This is a genomic window from Mesorhizobium sp. ZC-5, assembly GCF_025753855.1.
In the GTDB taxonomy this organism is placed as follows: domain Bacteria; phylum Pseudomonadota; class Alphaproteobacteria; order Rhizobiales; family Rhizobiaceae; genus Neomesorhizobium.
This window is the reverse complement of sequence record NZ_JAOWPT010000002.1, coordinates 346,315-365,508: the sequence shown is the minus strand read 5'-3', so window position 1 is coordinate 365,508 and position 19,194 is coordinate 346,315. Positions and strand designations below refer to the sequence as shown.

At 63.5% G+C, this 19,194-nt stretch carries 15 protein-coding genes; 9 read left to right on the top strand and 6 right to left on the bottom strand.

What is annotated here, in order from left to right; translation table 11 throughout:
- Positions 1-114: 114 nt before the first annotated feature.
- Complete coding sequence (gene infC / locus OHD58_RS04955) at positions 115-651, bottom strand: translation initiation factor IF-3 (protein WP_263802700.1); 537 nt, start codon at positions 649-651, stop codon at positions 115-117.
- A gap of 213 nt (positions 652-864) precedes the next feature.
- Here infC and OHD58_RS04950 point away from each other — a divergent pair, with 213 nt between their 5' ends.
- The 9 genes from OHD58_RS04950 (at position 865) to OHD58_RS04910 (ending at position 9,812) form a co-directional block, all read left to right on the top strand.
- Entirely contained in the window at positions 865-1,641 is a 777-nt protein-coding gene (locus tag OHD58_RS04950) for an alpha/beta hydrolase (protein ID WP_263801948.1), read from the top strand.
- Positions 1,642-1,645: 4 nt separating this feature from the next.
- On the top strand, positions 1,646-2,788 hold the full coding sequence (locus tag OHD58_RS04945; protein ID WP_263801947.1) for a benzoate/H(+) symporter BenE family transporter: 1,143 nt from the start codon (positions 1,646-1,648) through the stop codon (positions 2,786-2,788).
- Positions 2,789-2,904: 116 nt separating this feature from the next.
- The gene (locus OHD58_RS04940; RefSeq protein WP_263801946.1) at positions 2,905-3,369 is read left to right on the top strand and encodes a DUF2852 domain-containing protein; all 465 of its coding nucleotides are present in this window, start codon (positions 2,905-2,907) and stop codon (positions 3,367-3,369) included.
- A 157-nt stretch (positions 3,370-3,526) separates the two neighbouring features.
- Positions 3,527-4,285: a M48 family metallopeptidase gene (locus OHD58_RS04935; protein WP_263801945.1), complete on the top strand. Its 759-nt coding sequence runs from the start codon at positions 3,527-3,529 to the stop codon at positions 4,283-4,285.
- 365 nt (positions 4,286-4,650) lie between these two features.
- Positions 4,651-5,310, top strand: a complete 660-nt coding sequence (locus OHD58_RS04930) for a phosphoribosylanthranilate isomerase (RefSeq protein WP_263801944.1) — start codon at positions 4,651-4,653, stop codon at positions 5,308-5,310.
- A gap of 108 nt (positions 5,311-5,418) precedes the next feature.
- Positions 5,419-6,639, top strand: a complete 1,221-nt coding sequence (gene trpB / locus OHD58_RS04925) for a tryptophan synthase subunit beta (protein ID WP_263801943.1) — start codon at positions 5,419-5,421, stop codon at positions 6,637-6,639.
- A gap of 1 nt (position 6,640) precedes the next feature.
- Positions 6,641-7,477 (top strand): tryptophan synthase subunit alpha, encoded by an 837-nt coding sequence (gene trpA, locus OHD58_RS04920; protein ID WP_263801942.1) that lies wholly within the window; start codon positions 6,641-6,643, stop codon positions 7,475-7,477.
- A gap of 40 nt (positions 7,478-7,517) precedes the next feature.
- Positions 7,518-8,438 carry an acetyl-CoA carboxylase, carboxyltransferase subunit beta gene (accD, locus tag OHD58_RS04915; RefSeq protein WP_263801941.1) on the top strand — a complete coding sequence of 307 codons (921 nt, stop codon included), beginning with the start codon at positions 7,518-7,520 and terminating at the stop codon, positions 8,436-8,438.
- Positions 8,439-8,480: 42 nt separating this feature from the next.
- Positions 8,481-9,812, top strand: coding sequence for a bifunctional folylpolyglutamate synthase/dihydrofolate synthase (locus tag OHD58_RS04910; protein ID WP_263802699.1), 1,332 nt, complete (start codon positions 8,481-8,483; stop codon positions 9,810-9,812).
- A 92-nt stretch (positions 9,813-9,904) separates the two neighbouring features.
- On the opposite strand, the gene trxA is transcribed toward OHD58_RS04910, so the two are convergent.
- The 5 genes from trxA to tsaE form a co-directional block, all read right to left on the bottom strand.
- Positions 9,905-10,228, bottom strand: a complete 324-nt coding sequence (trxA, locus tag OHD58_RS04905) for a thioredoxin (protein WP_263801940.1) — start codon at positions 10,226-10,228, stop codon at positions 9,905-9,907.
- Positions 10,229-10,302: 74 nt separating this feature from the next.
- Positions 10,303-13,830 carry a double-strand break repair helicase AddA gene (gene addA, locus OHD58_RS04900; RefSeq protein WP_263801939.1) on the bottom strand — a complete coding sequence of 1,176 codons (3,528 nt, stop codon included), beginning with the start codon at positions 13,828-13,830 and terminating at the stop codon, positions 10,303-10,305.
- Positions 13,827-16,955, bottom strand: a complete 3,129-nt coding sequence (addB, locus tag OHD58_RS04895) for a double-strand break repair protein AddB (RefSeq protein ID WP_263801938.1) — start codon at positions 16,953-16,955, stop codon at positions 13,827-13,829. The genes addA and addB overlap by 4 nt, the downstream gene beginning before the upstream one ends.
- Complete coding sequence (locus OHD58_RS04890) at positions 16,952-17,683, bottom strand: nucleotidyltransferase family protein (protein ID WP_263801937.1); 732 nt, start codon at positions 17,681-17,683, stop codon at positions 16,952-16,954. The genes addB and OHD58_RS04890 overlap by 4 nt, the downstream gene beginning before the upstream one ends.
- Positions 17,680-19,191 (bottom strand): tRNA (adenosine(37)-N6)-threonylcarbamoyltransferase complex ATPase subunit type 1 TsaE, encoded by a 1,512-nt coding sequence (gene tsaE, locus OHD58_RS04885; RefSeq protein WP_263801936.1) that lies wholly within the window; start codon positions 19,189-19,191, stop codon positions 17,680-17,682. The genes OHD58_RS04890 and tsaE overlap by 4 nt, the downstream gene beginning before the upstream one ends.
- Positions 19,192-19,194: the final 3 nt, after the last annotated feature.

The following is a 19,194-nucleotide window of genomic DNA, read 5'->3' as shown; positions in this document are numbered from 1 at the left end:
GGGATCATCCTCTCGCCGGGGATCTGGCGATCGAGACCCGTTGTCGATGTCACTTGCGGAAAATTGATGGCGAAAAAAGGCCGCTTCGGCGGCCTTTTTCGGCTGGCGTTCGCCTCAGCGCGGCGCCAGCACCATCATCATCTGGCGGCCTTCGAGCTTAGGCTCGGCTTCGACCTTGGCGATCGGCGCGACTTCCTCGCGCACCTTGTTCAGAAGCTGCATGCCGAGCTCCATATGGGCCATTTCGCGGCCGCGGAAACGCAGCGTCAGCTTGACCTTGTCGCCTTCTTCAAAAAAGCGTCGCACGGCCTTCATCTTCGTCTCATAGTCATGAGTGTCGATGTTCGGGCGCATCTTGATCTCCTTGATCTCGATGACCTTCTGGTTCTTGCGCGCCTCGGCGGCCTTCTTCTGGTTGGCGTATTTCAGCTTGCCGAGATCGAGGATTTTGGCGACCGGGGGATTTGCATTCGGGGAAATCTCGACGAGATCGAGCCCGGCCTCTTCGGCGAGCAGCAATGCGTCGTTGATGGAAACCTCACCGCGGTTTTCGCCGTCCACGCCGATCAGCTGGACGCGGGGGACTCGGATATCGGTGTTCGAGCGCGGCCCGTCCTTGGTGGGCGCCGCGGCTTTGAATGGTCTGCGAATGGTCGTGTTCTCCTGGCTATTTCAGTTCGGGGTTCTGCTTGAAAAAATCGGTACGCGCTATGTCGTGCACACAACGGCGCTGTCAATACCACAGCCAATCGAAAGAATCACGATCAAACCTTGATCGGCCGCATTCTTCGCTGGAGGGTGGCGCGGCTTCCCGCTCGGGCTGGCTCATGGCAGAAGGGCGCCCTAAACGCTAAGGGAATCACGATGACCGAAACCCAACCGCAAATTCTCGATGTCGCCGGCGTTCCGATCGCGGTCCGCCACCGCGAAGGGCGCGAGCCCGGCGTCATGTGGCTCGGCGGCTACCGTTCCGACATGCGCGGTACCAAGGCTGAAGCGCTCGATACATGGGCCCAAAAATCCGGCCAGGCATTTCTTCGGCATGATTATTCGGGCCACGGCGAATCCGGCGGCATCTTTCGCGACGGCACGATTTCGCTCTGGGTCGAACAAAGCCTCGCGGTCTTCCGCGCATTCGCGCACGGCCCCCAGATTCTGGTCGGCTCGTCGATGGGTGCCTGGGTGGCACTGCGCATGATCCAGGCGCTTCGCGAAACCGGCAAGGGTGGCAACATTGCCGGGCTGCTGCTTCTGGCACCGGCCCCCGATTTCACCAGCGAGCTGATCGTGCCGAACCTGACCGCCCAGCACCGCCGCGACCTGGACGAGAAGGGCTATTTCGAGGAATTCTCCGAATATTCGCCGGACTATCCGAACATCTATACCCGCGCGTTGATCGAGGACGGCGAGGCCAACCGGGTGATGAATGGTCCGGTCGACACGCACTGCCCGATCCACATCATCCAGGGCATCAAGGATCCCGACGTGCCGCATACGCATGCACTCAAGCTGGTCAGCCATCTTCCGGCCGACGACGTCACGCTGGCGCTGGTGCCCGACGGCGATCACCGGCTGTCGCGTCCGCAGGACATCGCGATGATCCTGCGCGCCGTCGAAGAACTCACTAAGCAGGCGGACTGACACCATGCGCATGTCGATCCCGGTTTCGGCTTTCGTCGCGGCGATCGTCGGCTTCGGCGGCACGCTGGCGCTGATCATCGCGGCGGCCGATGCCGTCGACGCGACGCAGGCGCAAACGGCGAGCTGGGTCACGGCGATCTGCCTTGCCATGGCATTCGAGACAGCCTGGCTGTCATGGCAGACCAGGATGCCGGTCATCAGTGCCTGGTCGACGCCGGGCGCGGCGCTGATTGCCGCCTCCAGCGGCTTTTCCGTCGGCGAAGCCGTCGGAGCCTTCGTCGTCACGGCCGTGCTGCTCATCGTCACCGGCCTGTTCAAGCCGCTGACCCAACTCATCTCGAGGATCCCCGCCTCCGTGGCGTCCGGCATGCTGGCCGGCATCGTCGTCACCTTCGCGCTGAACGCGGTGAAGACCATTCCGGTCGATCCGTGGCTGGTGCTGCCGCTGATCGCCGCCTTCTTCCTCATCCGGCTATGGGATCCGGCGCTGTCGGTACTCGCCGTGCTGATCGGCGGCGGACTCGCCGCATTCCTGACCGGCCGTGTCGGCGGCTTGCCGGCGCCGGAATTGTCGACGCTGACGCTGGTCTGGCCGGAATTCACCACCGCGGCCACGATCGGCCTGGCGCTGCCGCTCTATCTGGTCACCATGGCCTCGCAGAACCTCTCCGGGCTGGCGGTATTGCGCGCCGCCGGCTATCAGCCCTCACCCGGCCTGCTCATCGGCGTCACCGGCCTGTTTTCGCTGCTCAGCGCGCCTTTTGCCGCCTCCACCACCAACCTCGCGGCCATTTCGGCGGCGATCTGCACGGGTCCGGACGTGCATCCCGACCCGGCCGAGCGTTGGAAGACCGGACCATTCTACGCGCTCGCTTACCTCGTCTTTGCAATCTTCGGCGCCTCGCTGGTGGCACTGTTCGCGGTGCTGCCGCAGAGCCTGATCGTGCTCGTCGCCGGGCTGGCACTGATGGGTGCGCTCGCCAACGCGCTGGCGATCGCACTCAAGGACGAGCGCGAACGCATGGCCGCGACCACGACATTCGCGGTCACCGCGTCCGGGCTGACCTTGGTCGGCGTCGGCTCGGCCTTTTGGGGGCTTTTGGCGGGATTGACCGTTCTTGCTCTCGATTTCATCAAAAAAAGATAATTCATTCAACAGCTTCTCCAGTTTCGTAGAAAACGATCTTGAATCGCCATTTTCTCAATACCATTTCGATTTGAGCGGTCCGGATTGACCGCCTCCAACCGAAGGAACGGGAGAAAATGAACACGACTGCTTTGATCCGCCCGGCGTGGACGCCGGCAACCATCGCGTTGATGGTGATCGGCTTCATGGTGTTCTGGCCGCTTGGCCTCGCCATGCTCGCCTACATCATCTGGGGCGACCGGCTTGAAGGCTTCAAGCGCGACGCAAACCGCGCGACCGACGGCATCTTCGCCGGCTGCCGCCGCGGCGCCGACAAGGCGCATCGCTGGGGCCACGGCTCGGCCCGCACCGGCAATGTCGCTTTCGACGACTGGCGCGAGAAGGAACTCGAGCGCCTTGCCGAAGAGCGCAAGAAACTCGACGAAATGCTCGAGGAGTTCGACAACTACGCCCGAGAACTGCGCCGCGCCAAAGACCAGGACGAGTTCGACCGCTTCATGGCCAACCGCAACAAGTCCACGGCGCCGACCACGACGGCAAAAGGCAAGGGCAAGGGCACTAATCTGCTCGACGAAGCCTGATCCTACCGGCAGCCTGTATCTTTAGAACGGCGCCGCTTCCCGCGGCGCCGTTTTTTCTTTCCGGACTTTTGAAAAATAGGCACATCAAGGCGGACTTTTTCGCAAATCCGTCGCGATTTTTCGCGATTTTTTCTCCCGAATCGGCGACTTTCCGGCAATGGCTTTCGGTTTTTTTAAACGCAAGGAACCTGAGTTCCGCCCCGCGCCCCAGGAGCGGACGCACGACGTTGCCGGCCGCTTGTTGCCGCTCCGGATCGTCGAGAACGACCGCGCTCGCCGCCTGACCCTGCGCATCGACGCCGGCGGTCGCGGGCTTCGCATCACCGTCCCTCCCGGCATCGCGCACGGCGAGGTCGACCGTTTCCTGCATCGTCATCAGGGCTGGCTGGAGCAGCGCCTCGCCAAGGTTCCCGACCGTCCTCAGGTCAGGCCCGGCATAAAAATCCCGGTGCGCGGCGTTCCGCACCTGATCGTCCACGAGCCCGCGTCGCGCGGAACCGTGGAACTGGGCGCCATCGACGGAAAACCCGCCTTGATCGTCCACGGCGACCGCCGGCACCTGAGCCGGCGCATCGCCGATTTCCTGAAACGCGAGGCAAAACGCGACATCGAGTCTCTGGTCGCGAAGCACACGGGGACCATCGGCAAGCGCGCCAGGGCTATCCGCTTCCGCGATACGACGAGCCGCTGGGGTTCATGCACATCGGACGGTACGCTGTCGTTTTCCTGGCGCATCATGATGGCGCCTGCGCCGGTCATCAATTACCTGGTCGCGCACGAGGTCGCGCATCTCAAGGAGATGAACCACGGTCCGAAATTCTGGAAGCTGTGCAAGGAATTGTGCCCGGACACCGAGCGCTGCAAGGACTGGCTGAAGCGCAACGGCGGCGCCCTGCAGGCGATTGGATTTGAGTGAACGCGGCACGGAACCGATGCTGAAGCCGGATCTCGTTGCCGAAGTGACTCTCCTGCCGGCGGGGGAAAGCGCGCGGTCTCTGCCGCTATCGCCTGGTTACAGTTGCCCCTGCTTTTCTAGTAGGACAGGCGTGAAAATGGGTGGGATGCCCGCCTGCTTCTTGAGGGCCGGCCAATGGCGCTTGGCGAGACGAGAACTGTTGGTTTCGTTTTCCTGTCCGGGCAGGAGGCGGTCGAGGCCCTTTCAACGAAACCAACCTTCTTTCTCTGGGATGGTGGAATTATTGGAGAAGCGCGGGTCGTGGAGCCTCCAGCGCTTAGTTAGATTTCCTCGACTCTTCTCTCGTTTCATGCCACTTCCCCGCCATGCCCCTAGACGTCAAGATCTGCGGCCTGAAGACTCCGGAAGCGGTTGCCGCCGCGCTTGCCGGCGGTGCGTCGCATATCGGCTTCATCTTTTTCCCCAAAAGCCCGCGCTACGTGACCGCCGAGGTGGCGGGAGAATTGCGCAAGGCGGCAATCGGCAAGGCGAAGGCCGTCGCCGTCACAGTCGATGCAGGTGATGACGTCCTCGATGCGATCGTCGCCGCCATGCAGCCGGACATGCTGCAGCTGCACGGCAGCGAGACCCCGGAACGGGTGGCCGCGGTGAAAAACCGCTACGGTCTGCCCGTGATGAAGGTGTTTTCGGTGCGCGAGGCCGCCGATCTCGACGCCGTCGGAGTATTTCGCGGTGTCGCCGACCGTTTCATGTTCGATGCCAAGCCGCCGGCCGGCTCCGAACTGCCGGGCGGCAACGGCATCCCGTTCGACTGGCATGCGCTCGCCGGACTCGACCGCAACGTGGATTATCTGCTGTCGGGCGGCCTCAACGCCGCCAATATCGGCGAGGCGCTGCGCCTCACCAATCCGCCCGGCATCGACATCTCGTCAGGCGTCGAAAGCGCGCCAGGCGTCAAGGACGTAGCGATGATCGAAGGGTTTTTCAGCGCTGTCCGGGCGGCGGAAACGAGCCGGGCAGCCTAGCAACGCGCCGCAGCAGTTTACTTTCTGCCCCGTAAAGAGATAAGCGGTGGCATTCGCGCACGAGGGACGATGGCGGTATCGTATCCCCGAGCCAGTAGGACGCCCTAGATGAACAAGCCAGCCGAGCCCAATTCCTTCCGTACCGGACCCGACGAGCAGGGCATGTTCGGCATCTTCGGCGGCCGTTTCGTCGCCGAAACGCTGATGCCGCTGATCCTGGAGCTCGAAAGGCACTGGCACGAGGCCAGGAACGATCCGGCGTTCAAGGCCGAATTGCAGGATTTGTCGACACATTATGCGGGACGGCCGTCGAAGCTCTATTTCGCCGAAGGCCTGACCAAACATCTCGGCGGCGCGAAAATCTATTTCAAGCGCGAGGATTTGAACCACACAGGCTCGCACAAGATCAACAACTGCCTCGGCCAGATTCTTCTCGCCCGGCGCATGGGCAAGACCCGCATCATCGCCGAGACCGGTGCTGGCCAACATGGTGTCGCCTCGGCCACCGTTTCGGCGCGGTTCGGCTTTCCTTGCGTCGTCTACATGGGCGCAACCGATGTCGAGCGGCAGAAGCCGAACGTCTTCCGCATGAAGCTGCTCGGCGCCGAAGTGAAGCCGGTCAGTGCCGGCCATGGCACCTTGAAGGACGCCATGAACGAGGCGCTGCGCGACTGGGTGACCAATGTGCACGACACCTATTACCTGATCGGCACCGCCGCCGGCCCGCACCCCTACCCGGAACTGGTGCGCGAATTCCAGTCGGTGATCGGCAACGAGGCGCGCGCACAGATCCTCGAACAGGAAGGCCGCCTGCCGGATGCGATCATTGCCGCGGTCGGTGGCGGCTCCAATGCCATCGGCATTTTCCATCCATTCCTCGACGACCGCAGCGTTGCCATCTACGGCGTCGAAGCCGGCGGGCGCGGGCTCGACGGCGTCGAACATTGCGCCTCGATGAGCGCCGGCAGCCCCGGCGTGCTGCACGGCAACCGCACCTACCTCTTGCAGAACAAGGACGGGCAGATCCTCGACGGCCACTCGATCTCGGCAGGCCTCGACTATCCGGGCGTTGGACCGGAGCATTCCTGGCTGCGCGACAGCGGCCGCGTGAGCTATGTGCCGATCCTCGACGACGAGGCGCTGGAAGCATTCCAGCTCACCACCAGGGTCGAAGGGATCATGCCGGCGCTGGAATCGGCACATGCCATCGCCCACGCCGTCAAGCTGGCGCCGACCATGGGCAAGGACAAGGTGATGATCGTCAACCTCTCCGGCCGCGGCGACAAGGACGTGCACACCGTCGCCGGCATGCTGGGCATGGAGATCTAGGATGACCACGCGCATCGACCGCCGTTTCGAAAAGGTCAAGGCCGAAGGGCGTCCGGCGCTCGTCACCTATTTCATGGGGGGCGATCCGGACTACGACACCTCGCTCGCCATCATGAAAGCCCTGCCCAAGGCCGGTAGCGACGTGATCGAGATGGGCATGCCGTTTTCCGACCCGATGGCCGACGGCCCTGCTATCCAGGCGGCCGGCCTGCGGGCGCTGAAAGGCGGCCAGACGCTGGAGAAGACGTTGCGGCTGGCTCGTGAATTCCGGACCGGCGACAACGAAACGCCGATCGTCCTGATGGGCTATTACAACCCGATCTACATCTATGGCGTCGACCGGTTCCTCACTGATGCGATCGATGCCGGAATCGACGGGCTGATCGTCGTCGACCTGCCGCCGGAAATGGATGAGGAGCTCTGCATTCCGGCGCTCAAGGCAGGCGTCAATTTCATCCGCCTGGCGACACCGACCACCGACGACAAACGCCTGCCGAAGGTGCTGCAGAACACTTCGGGCTTCGTCTATTATGTCTCGATGACCGGCATTACCGGTTCGGCGCTGGCCGACACCGGCGCGGTCGCAGAAGCGGTGAAGCGCATCAAGGGGCACACCGACCTTCCGGTCTGCGTCGGCTTCGGTGTGAAGACCGCCGAGCAGGCACGCGTCATCGGCGCCTCGGCCGACGGCGTCGTGGTGGGCACCGCGATCGTCAACGCTGTCGCCAACGTTCTCGGGCCAAAGGGCGAAAAGACCGCCGAACCCGCTGAAGCCGTGGCGACACTGGTCAACGGCCTGTCGCAAGGGGTGCGCGCGGCGCGCCTTGCTTCGGCCTAACAATTTTTCCATCACTTTCGGACAATTTGGAGCCGATCAGATGAACTGGATCACCAACTACGTCCGGCCGAAGATCAATTCGATGCTCGGCCGCCGCGATATGCCGGAAAACCTCTGGATCAAGGATCCCGAAACCGGCGAGATGGTCTTTCACAAGGATCTGGAGAGCAACCAGTTTGTGATCCCGTCATCCGGACATCACATGAAGATTTCGGCCAAGGAACGGCTGAGATTCTTCTTCGACGACGGTAAATTCGATCAGTTGGAGAACCCGAAGGTCGCGGTCGATCCGCTGAAATTCCGCGACGAGAAGCGCTACACCGACCGCCTGAAGGACGCCAGGACCAAGACCGGCATGGATGATGCCATCGTCAACGGGCTCGGCACCATCGAAAACCTGCCGATCGTCGCGACCGTACAGGATTTCGCCTTCATGGGCGGTTCGCTCGGCATGGCCGCCGGCGAGGCCATCATCCGCGGCTTCGAGACGGCGGTCGAGAAGAAGCGGCCGCTCGTGCTGTTCGCCGCATCCGGCGGCGCGCGCATGCAGGAAGGCATCCTGTCTCTGATGCAGCTTGCCCGCACAACCGTCGCGGTCGACCGGCTGAAAGAAGCCGGGTTGCCATATATCGTGGTGCTCACCAATCCGACGACCGGCGGCGTGACGGCTTCCTATGCAATGCTGGGCGACATCCATATCGCCGAGCCCGGCGCGTTGATCGGCTTTGCTGGACCGCGGGTGATCGAGCAGACGATCCGCGAAAAGCTGCCGGAAGGCTTCCAGCGTTCCGAATACCTGATGGAACACGGCATGGTCGACATGGTCGTGTCGCGGCTCGAGTTGCGTTCGACGATCGCGCGGTTGCTCAAAATCCTGCTGAAAACGTCGGTTTCCGACGCAATCGAGCCTGAGATCCTGCCGCCGGCGGTGGTATCGGGCGAAGTACGTCCGCAGCTCTGATCGCCAAGGCTCGGGCGCCGTTCGCCCAGGGTGCAATTCATGATGACAATGACAGCTGCCGATCAGGAAATCGAGCGCCTGATGAGGCTGCACCCGAAAGGCTTCGACCTTTCGTTGGATCGCATCACCCGGCTGCTGGACAAACTGGGCAACCCACAGGACAGGCTGCCGCCGGTCATCCATATAGCCGGGACCAACGGCAAGGGTTCCGCGGCGGCGTTTTCACGGGCGCTGCTGGAAGCGTCCGGATTGCGGGTGCATGTCCACACCTCGCCACATCTGGTCTATTGGCATGAGCGGTATCGTATCGGCGCGGCCGGCGGCAGCCGGCTGGTGACGGATGAGGTGCTCGCCAAGGCAGTCGCACGGGCCGCCGAGGCCAATGCCGGCGAGCACATCACGGTCTTCGAGATTCTGACCGCCGTAACTTTCCTTTTGTTCTCCGAGTACCCGGCCGACGTGGCAATCATTGAAGTCGGATTGGGTGGGCGGTTCGATGCAACCAACGTCATCAAAAGGCCGGCTGTTTCGGTCATCATGCCGATCTCGCTCGACCATGAGGCCTATCTCGGCGATCGCGTCGAACTGATCGCCGTGGAGAAGGCGGGCATCATCAAGCCGGGCGTACCGGTGGTAATCGGCGCCCAGGAGACGCAAGTCGCGCAGGATGTGGTGGTCGACACCGCCGGGAGGCTGGGATGCCCGACCTTCATCTATGGTCAGGACTTTCTCGCTTACGAGGAAAACGGCCGCATGATCTATCAGGACGAGATGGGGCTGATGGATCTGACCCCACCGAAACTTCCGGGCCGCCATCAGTACGCCAACGCCGCAGCTGCAATAGCCGGCGTCAAGGCAGCCGGCTTCGAACTCAACCAGCGCGCCGCCGATCGGGCAATGACCACGGTCGACTGGCCGGGGCGCATGCAGAGGCTGCCCAAGGGCAAACTGTCGGACCTTGCGCCGGAGGGAGCGGAAGTGTGGATCGACGGCGGTCATAATCCGGGCGCGGGGGTGGTGGTGGCCGAAGCTCTAGCCGAACAGGAAGAGCGGTTCGCCCGGCCGCTGTTCCTGATCTGCGGCATGCTCAATACCAAGGACCAGGTCGGCTTTTTCCACGCCTTCGAAGGCATGGCGCGGCATGTCTATGCCGTTCCGGTCAACTCCAGCGATGCCGGCGTGCCCAACGCCGAACTCGCGAACCGGGCGATCGCCGCCGGCCTCTCGGCCGAGCCCGTCAATTCGGTCGCCAATGCGCTGATGCTGCTGCGCGACACCTGGGATCCCGGCGAAACGCCGCCACGCATCCTGATCGGCGGGTCGCTCTATCTCGCCGGCGAAGTGCTGGCGGAGAACGGGACGGCACCGACCTGAGGGCTGCCTCGCGACGCCGGCTATAATCTCACGCTCGCCAACAAAAAGCCCGGCGCGATGGCCGGGCTCAATGTATCGAAAAAAGGCTCGGATCAGGCGACGGCGCCGTTGATCCAGTGCGAAAGCGCGGTTTTCGGTGCGGCGCCGACCTTGATGTCAGCAACTTCGCCGGCCTTGAAGATCATGAGCGTCGGGATGGAACGCACGCCGAACTTGGCGGCGAGTTCCGGGTTCTCATCGATGTTCAGCTTGGCGATCTTCACTTTGCCGCCGAGTTCGGTGGCAATCTCCTCGAGTGCCGGCGCGATCATCTTGCAGGGGCCGCACCATTCGGCCCAGAAATCGACGACCACCGGCTCGTTGGCCTGCAGCACGTCTGCCTGAAAGTTGCTGTTGTCGACCTTGACCGTGGCCATGTGAAATCCTTTCGGGTGTTCGATGTCGCACAATATGTGGTGCAGATAGCCGGCTCGTTCAAGCAGGTTTTGTGTCACGGCTGCGTGAGTCGGGCAAGGGCGGCGTCCATGATCGCGCCGTCAATTGGAATGAGCCGCGGAACTTCGGTGAACAGCAAGGCCGCCGAGACCGTACGGTCCGGATAGAGGGGCTGCAACAAGGCACGGTAAAGCGCCATCTGCAGGATATAGGCCTCCGGCACATCGCCGATCACGGAAGGCGGTGGCCGGTTGGTCTTGTAATCGACGATCATCACCTCGTTGGGTGTGATGGCGAGACGGTCGATCTTGCCTGACACCGCGCGCTCGCGGCCTCTGACGACAAGCCTGCCCATGATCGCCACTTCGGCGCGAGAGCCTTCTGCAAACAGCGGCGCGAAGCGGGAATCGCCGAGAATGACGTCGACCGCGTCGAGCGCCTGCTGCCGCTCTTCCTCTTTCCAGTCGGCACCGGCGCGGCCGAGATAACGACGCGCCGCGGTATCCCTCTCGATCTCCGGCAGACCTGGAAGCATCTGCAGCAGGCGATGCATGGCGAGGCCACGCTGGATAGCGAAGGATGGTTCTTCCGAGGCATCGAGCACCGGCGAGCGCGTCGACGGAACAGGCTCGTTGTCCTCCTCGATCAGCGCCGATGCGCCCGACGGCGAGAGCGGCCGCGGCAGTATCGGGGGCTGCGCGAGTGTTCCTGACAGTTCGGGAGGCAAAACGGCAAGGATCGGCTGTGCCGTATCGTCTTCGCTCCGGGGAGCCAATGCCGGCGTCTTGGTGACGCGGTAGCGATGGACTGTTTCGCCGGTCAGCGAATTCTGTCGCGCCTCGCTCTCTTCAGCGCCCCCGAGCGCCCGGTCGACGATCGAATGCCAGGTCGCGCTGTCCGGGGCGCGCTTGCCGTGATAGCCACAGACAATCAGCCGGTCCTCCGCGCGCGTCATGCCGACATAGAGCAGCCGGCGATATTCCTCTTCCGCCTTCTCCCTCGCCCGCCTGCCAACCTCCTGCGAAAACCCGTTGGCGACCTCGGCCGCCGACCGCCAGAGAAACCCGCTCCCCTGCCACAGGCCCTTTCGCGGTTCGAACGGCATCAGCCGCGACAGATGCTGCTCGCTGAACGGTGCTGCGCCGCTGTCGACGAGGAAGACGACAGGAGCCTCCAGCCCCTTTGCCGCATGCACCGTCATGATGCGAACCTCGTTGCGGGTCTGGTCCATCTCGCGCTTGATCTCGGGACCGGCGCTCTCCAGCGTCGCGAGGAAAGCTTCGAGGCCCGGCAGGCCGGTCTGTTCCTCGGCGAGGCAAAAATTCAGGAACTCGTCGAGGATGTCGCCCGCCTCATGGCCAAGCCGGCCGACCATCTTCTTGCGGACCTGATCGCGACCGAGAACGCCGGCGTAAAATTCGAACACCGGCTTGAAGGCGGCCTCGGTTGCCCATTTGTCGAGCTGGCCGACGATGCCCGTGAGCAGCAGGTCGGTCTCCGCCTTTCGCCGCAGCGACGCAATCAGCGACTGGCCCTTGGGCCGGTTCCAGGCGAGCTGGAACAGCGTCTCCTCGCTCTCGGCAAAGATCGGGCTCTTGAGGATGGCGGCCAGCGACAGGTCATCTTCCGGCTGCAACAGGAAGCGCCCAAGCGCCGCCAGATCCTTCACCGCGATATGCGCCGGCAGGCTGAGCCGGTCGGCGCCGGCAACGGGGATGCCCCGGCTTTTCAGGCTGCGCGACAAAGCGTGCACGAAACGGTCGCGCTTGCGGACCAGCACCAGCACGTCGCCGGCGGCGAGCCGCTTGCCGGAGCCCTCGATGATCTCGCCGGCACCGATCCAACCCTCGATGGTCCTGGCGACATTTTCGGCGACCCTGACGGCAGGCGCCTTCGTATGGTCGACCGCCAGTCTCCAGTCGTCGGGCTCCTCCACCGCGTCGGCGCCGAGGGTCGGCCAGACTTCCACATAGCCTGGCGCTCCGGCGCGGATCGCTTTGTGGCCGAGTGGACCGGAGTCGCGGGTAAGCCCCTTGCGCACATCCTCGCGCGCGAACACGAGGTCAACGGCCGAAAGCACATCGTCCGTGGAACGGAATGACCAGGTGAGCTTGACCGGCTCGAAATTGCCGCTGGCATCGCGCACCCGCCCCGAAAATTCCTGGCCGCTTGCCGCGAAGGATTCCGGATCGGCGCCCTGGAAGGAATAGATCGACTGTTTCTCATCGCCGACGGCGAAGATGGTGCGGTGGATATCGTCGCGCGCGCCAAGGCCCGAGAAAAACTCGGAAGCAAGTTTCTTCACCACCTCCCACTGGTCGGGGCTGGTGTCCTGCGCTTCGTCAATCAGTATGTGATCGATGCCTTTGTCCAGCTTGTATTGCACCCAGGGGCCGGCATCCTGCCGCGCCAGCAGGCGGACCGTACGGTTGATGAGATCGTTGAAGTCGAGGAAACCGCGCTCGCTTTTGAGCTGCTCGTAGCGGGCGATCAGCCAGTCGGCGACAATCAACGCGGCACGCGTGCCTTCCAGCATGCGAAACAGCGCCAGGCGATCCGATGTCTCGCGAATCGTCGTCGCCATGCGTTCGAAGGACTGCTCGAAAAGCGGAAAATGGTTGGCGACATTCTTGGCCGCGATCTGCCTGATGCTGCGCGGCTGCCATCCCTCTCCTGATTTCTTGGTGAGGAATGTTTCCTTGAGCCCCCGCAGTCGCTTTATCGGATCGGCGATGCGGCAAGCCTCGAGGACATTTCGCGCAAAAGTCTCGGCCACACTCTTGCCGGCATGCTCGGCCCGCCGCAGATATTCGCCGGCAAAGCTTTCGTCGAAATACGCATCCGGCCAGATCGAGGCGGCGATGGCTTCCGCGGTCTCATGCGGGTCGAAGCCGAACTCTTCGAACAGGTCGATGAACGGTTCGCCGGGGCTGATGACCTGCTCGATGAAACGGCGTATCCGATCGCGTTTCTGGACGATTTCCGTCAGCAGGCTGTCAAGGCCGAACTCGCCGCCGCGCTCGAGAATAGTTGCGAAAGCTTCGGCAAGTTCAAGATTCTCCTCACTCGCGGCGCCGGAGATCATATCGCGCCGGGCTTCGCCGACGAGCGCCGCCTCCATCTGCGAATCGAGCATTTCGAAATGCCCGGCGATATTTGCTTCGAGCGGAAACTGATGCAGCAGCGCCTCGCAGAAGGCGTGGATGGTCTGTATCTTCAGGCCGCCCGGGGTCTCCAGCGCGGTGGCAAAAAGCCGACGGGCGCGCGCCAGCTTGCTGCGGCCGGGCCGGCCGCCGTCGATGGCCTCGATCTCGGCCGACAGGGCCGCGTCGTCGAGCATCGTCCACTTGGCGAGATTACCGAAGACGCGGTTTGCCATGTTGGCCGCCGCCGCACGCGTATAGGTGAGGCACAGGATCTTCGACGGGTCGGTGCCTTCCAGCAAAAGCCGCGTCACCCGCTGCGACAACACATGCGTCTTGCCGGATCCGGCGTTGGCCGAAACCCAGACCGAGTTGCGCGGGTCCGACGCCTTGGCCTGAAGCGCGATGGTGTCCTGCGGAATGACGCGCGGCTGCTTCATTCGCCGCCTTCCATTTCAGAGTCATCAGCGCCCGCCGACCATTCGAGCACGCGGGCGAGATGATCGTAGTCGCCGTCCATGTCTCCCTCGCGGAACGGCAGCGCGCGAGAGAGATAGCCGGTTTCGAGATCGTTGTAGTGCTGGAGAAGCTGCTCCAGCCGGCGCCATGCGTCGTCGGCCAGTTCGGGCCCGGACTTGCTCTTGCGATCGTGCTCCAGGATTGATTGTTCCTCGACTTCGCCATTCGCCTTGAATCGAACGAAGGCAAGCTGCGACGGCTGCCGCGGTCCGAACGCCTTGAACGCCCCTCTCTTGAGCAATGCGCCTTCAAGCGCGAGTTGCGGCGCCAGCAGCGTATGCGCCTGGCCCCTGGATGGCGACGATCCCGTCTTGTAGTCGAGGATGTCGGCCATGCCTGCCGGACGCAGATCGATACGGTCGGCGCGGCCCGAAAGCGTGGCGCCCGTTTCACCAACGGCCAAGGGTTCGGCGCGTTCCTCGGCGTGGCGGACTGTTATTCCGTCGGCGCGGTCGCGTTCCCATTGGACGATATTGCCGGCCAGCGCGACAAAGCGCGGCCACCAGACTGCCTGCACATCGGCAGGCAGCGCCGCTTCGGCAAAGCACGACCGTCCAATCTCCAGCAAGATTGACGCCGCCTCTGCCGACGCGGGATCGGCCTGCTTTTCAGTGAAGCGATGCATGATCTCGTGGAACAGCGTGCCACGCTCGGCAGCACCTGGGTCGCGCAGCAGCGGCTCGATGGGCGCAACGCCGAGGATGCGCCGTGCGTAGACCGCATAGGGATCGCGACGCAGCGTCTCGATTTCCGTCACCGAGAACCGTTTCGGCCGCGCGTCGAGCCGTGGTTTGGGCCTCGGGCGCTTGACAAACGGGGCTTCGGCGCCGCGGTCCAGCGTTCGCGTCCACCCAAGCAGTTCGTCGCCACGGGCGCGCAGTTTTCCGGCGTGATCCTTGCCGACGAATGTCAGCAGACGCTGCAGCCATCGCGACGGAACCGCCGGTGCATCGCCGGAACGCGCGGCGCGGGTAAGCACGACCGTTTCCGTGCCCATCGCCATCCAGAAATCGTGCGCGGCAAGGCCGATGCGCCGCTCCGGCGGCTCCAGATCGATCCCGGCCTTCATGATGCGCGACATGAACCGGTCGGCTTCGGCTCGCCGTGGCCAACTGCCTTCATTCAGCCCGCCGAGCACCAGCGTGTCGACGGTCTGCAAGCGCGCTTCAAGCGCACCCCAGATGAAGACGCGGCCATCGCCGCCGGCAGCCGGCTTCACCACCTCCGTCGCGATCAGCGCCGCCAATATGTCGGGCCATTCCCGCGCCGTGAAATCCAGGCTAGCCGAGGATGCCAGGACGGAGCGCAGGAATTCGGCAAGTTTTTCTCCGGCATCGCCCGCGTATAGATCGACAAGGTCGCCCGCCACACCACGGCCGATATTTTCAAGCGCCACAACGGTGGCACGAACGATCTCGGGCAGCGATACGGACCCTCCGCCACAGAAAGCAGAAAGCGGTTCCAGCCCTTCCCGCAGCCGGGCAAGCAACTGCCTCGCTTCCTCGAGCCGCTTCGTATTCATGCGCGCCAGCCAGAAGGGCGCGTAGCGGTCCACCCCCACGGTCGCAAGACGCCGCTCGAACGTCTCGCTAAGTTCGGCAACGTCCGGTCTGCCGGTGCCGCCGCGCAATGTGATCAGTTCGATCGTTTCCGCCGCGCGCCGCACCTGGGTGCGGTCCATCCCAAGACCGAGAAGCGGGTGCTTCAGCAACGCAAGGATGGCCACCGGATCGCCGGGCCGGAATACCACTTCCAGGAGCAGCCGCAGCAATGTCGCCGGCGCCGTGCGGGCAAGCGGCAAGCCGCCGGAATCATCCGCCCTTATGCCGAACCGCAACAATTCCGCCGATACCCGTCGGGCGAGGTTGCGGTCGGTGGCAACCAGCGCGGCGCTCTTGTCTCCAGGCGCGATAGCGCGCCGCAACGCGATTGCGATGGCAAGCGCTTCGTCGCGTTCGTTGGCGGCTTCCACCAGCGTGACATTGGAAAGCGCGTCGCCAATGTCGGCCTCGGGAAAACCCGCCCGGCTGGCAATCCAGGCGTCGGTGGTTTCCGCCGGACGAAGCGCCTCGCTCACCAGCCTGGAACGACGCGCAAGCGGCTTGGACGCGGCACCGATTTCCAGGACATCGATTTGCCGCAGCCCGAATTTTCGCAGCAGCTTGGCGAGACCGAATTGCGGATGGCCGAGCACGGAAGGTTCCGGTGCGGCCTCGGCGATCACCGACCAGGTGCCGTTATCGAGATGCCTGTCCAGCCCAGGCAGCACCACCGCGCCATTCGGCAGTTGCGCGATCACCGACAGCAGTTCCGCCGTCGCCGGAACCGAGCCGGTCGACCCGGCTGCTATGACCGGACCTGCCGGCGGCATCCGCCTCAGGCGAGCCGCTTCGGCCAGAATCAGGGCACTCCGATGCAGGGCGGGATTGGAACGATCGCGCTCCTTCAGAAGTACCGGCCATGCAGCAGTAACGATCTCGAGGAAGTCGAGCGTGACCTGCCACCAACTCGCGAGATCACCGGATACGAGTTCACCGAGTTTCGACCAGTCGGAGCCTTCGGTTTCGATCTCGTCCATCAGTGCCGCGAGATCGCGCGCCAGCCAGATCGAATCCGACACCGATGCCGGCACCACGACTTCCTCCTCGAACAGGGCGGCGACGTGGGCCGGAAGCCGTCTCTTCCATGCGCGAACCAGTGGCGCCAGCAACAGAAGGCGGTCGATCGAGGCAATCGGCGGTGCAATGTCGAGTGCGGCGCCGCCGCTCGGCTCGAACAGCACCTCGTCCTCGTCGAACTCACCAAGCGCACGGATCGTCGGCAGGATAGCCGAGCGGCCACCGTACAGGTCTACGAAAACACTGCGAAGCTCTCGAGCAGCACGCCGTGTCGGAACGAAGATGGTCGCGGTGGCAAGCTTCAACGGGTCGCGGTCGAGACGGAACCCCGGCACCAGCGCGCCGGATATCAGCGCCTCCGCCAAGGTGGGCAGAAATGGCGCGCCGGCAGGAATCGAAAAGACCTTCGGCGGCTCGCGGCCGGTCATCGCCTTTCCGCCAGCGCGCGGGCAACGGCGGCCTCGGCCGGCAGGATCGCGTCCGGGGTGCCGACCGTGATCCAGTGGCCGTTCATCTTCATGCCATACAGGCGGCCTTGCGCGATCGCCTTGTCGAAATGAAGATTGAGCGAATGGCGTCCGAGAGGCGCACCATCAAAAATACGCGGATGCAGGATCGCAGCGCCCGCATAAATCAGCCCATCCGAGGCCCCGGCCGCACGCGCAAGCTTGCCATCGCCGGAGAGCAGGAAATCGCTGCCGCCGCTGTGCCCTGTCGCCGATTGGAAATCCGCCAGCATCAGCAAGATATCCATCCTCGTCGGGTCCCATGCAAGGGCGAGCCGATCGAGATTGGAGGCGGCGCGATCGATCCAGAATGTATCGGCGTTGAGGATGAAGAAGGGAGCTGCACCAAGCATGGGCAGCGCGTGGGCGATGCCACCGGCGGAATCGAGGAGTTCCGCCGATTCGTCTGAGATGATCACTTCCGGCTTTTGCCTACCGGCGACATGGGCGACGATCTGATCCGGCAGGTAATGGACGTTGACCACGGCCTTCGAAACGCCCGCCGCCGCGAGGGCGTCCAGCCCCCAGTCGAGCAGCGTTTTTCCCGCGATTCTGACAAGTGGTTTGGGCAACGCCGCGGTAATGGGAAGCATCCGTTTACCCAGCCCCGCCGCGAGCACCATTGCGGTATCGGGTTTTGCGGCACTCATAAGGATCGCTCCTCGAGGAAGCCAAGCCTTTCGTAAAGCGCACGCAATTCCGCAAGAGACGGATGCATCAGCACGCGGCGGAGATAGTCGCGAATGCGCGGCAGATGCCTGAGGTATTGGGGTTTGCCGTCACGCCGGTGAAGCCGCACAAAGATGCCGAGTATCTTCGAGTTGCGCTGCGCCGCCATGATCGCATAGGCCTCGGCGAAATTCTCCGCATCGAAGCCAGTCTGTGCCTGGCGGGCGGCGATATAGGCGTCGATGGTCGTCTTCTCCAGTTCGGGCGTCATGGTGACTCTGGCGTCCAGCGCGATCGAAGCGACATCATATGCGGTGGGACCGATCAGGGCATCCTGGAAATCGACGATACCGAGCCGATCGTGGCCGGAACGTTTCGCTCGCCATACAATGTTCGGTGACTGGAAATCACGATGAACGAAGCCATGCTCCTTGTCCTCCAGCCTGTCGAAGACCCCGTTCCAGGCCGCGGCAAACGCCCTGCGCTCGTCTTCATTAGCCGGCTTTCCAAATACCGCCGGAACGTACCAGTCGAGCAGAAGTTCGACTTCTATCATCATAGCATCGCGGTCGAACGGCGGTATCCGATGAATGACGCCAGGCGCTGCCTCGAATTCCTCCGGCCAGGCCTTGCCATGCATCTTCGCCAGGAGCTGGGCCGCAGCTGTGAGACGGTCCGGCACGGGCCGTCCGGCCTCATCGAGGAAATTCCCGTCGCCGAGATTCTCGATCAGCAGAAATCCCTGCTCCAGATCCTGTTCGAATATTTCGGGTACGGTCACGCCACCCTGTTTCAGCATGCGCGCGATAGCGACGAACGCCGTCACCGTCTGTGCGGTGTGGGCGATCTCGGCATAAGGCTTGCCATCGCGTACCGGCGGTCCGAGCACGAGGCGCGGCGAATTCATCAGGATGCGTGGCGGCGATCCGCCGGCGGAGACCGTCTCGTAGCCGCGCGCCGAGGCATCGCCGGAAAACAGGGCCCGATCCGAATCTCCGTTGCCCGTCCTGTCGAGGAAATCGCGGGCAGCCAATGAACGTTCGATCCGTGCAAGTGCCGCGGCGGGGCCGGACAGCGTCGCGCGGCGCCCATTGCCTTCATGTTCCAGCGTCAGGAAAATCGTTTCCTTGGGTAGATGACCGCCGGCCTTCTCCGGCCATTCGACGATGACAATGCCGTTTCCGCCGGCCTCATCGAAGCCGAGTTCGTCGAGTTCATCCACCGATGAAAGCCGGTAGAGGTCGAAATGCTGAACCGGAATGCGCGTCTCGTAGCTCTGTACCAGCGTGAAGGTCGGGCTCGGCACTTCCAGTTCAGGGTCGGCGGCGAGGGCGCGGATCAGGCCGCGCGCCAGCATGGTCTTGCCGGCGCCGAGATCGCCCTTGAGCGCCAGCACATCGCCACTGCGCAGGGCAGCCGCTATGTCCTGCCCGAGCAGCACCGTGGCGCGGTCGTCGGCCAGACTCAGTTCCAGAACCTTCCCGCCCATGAA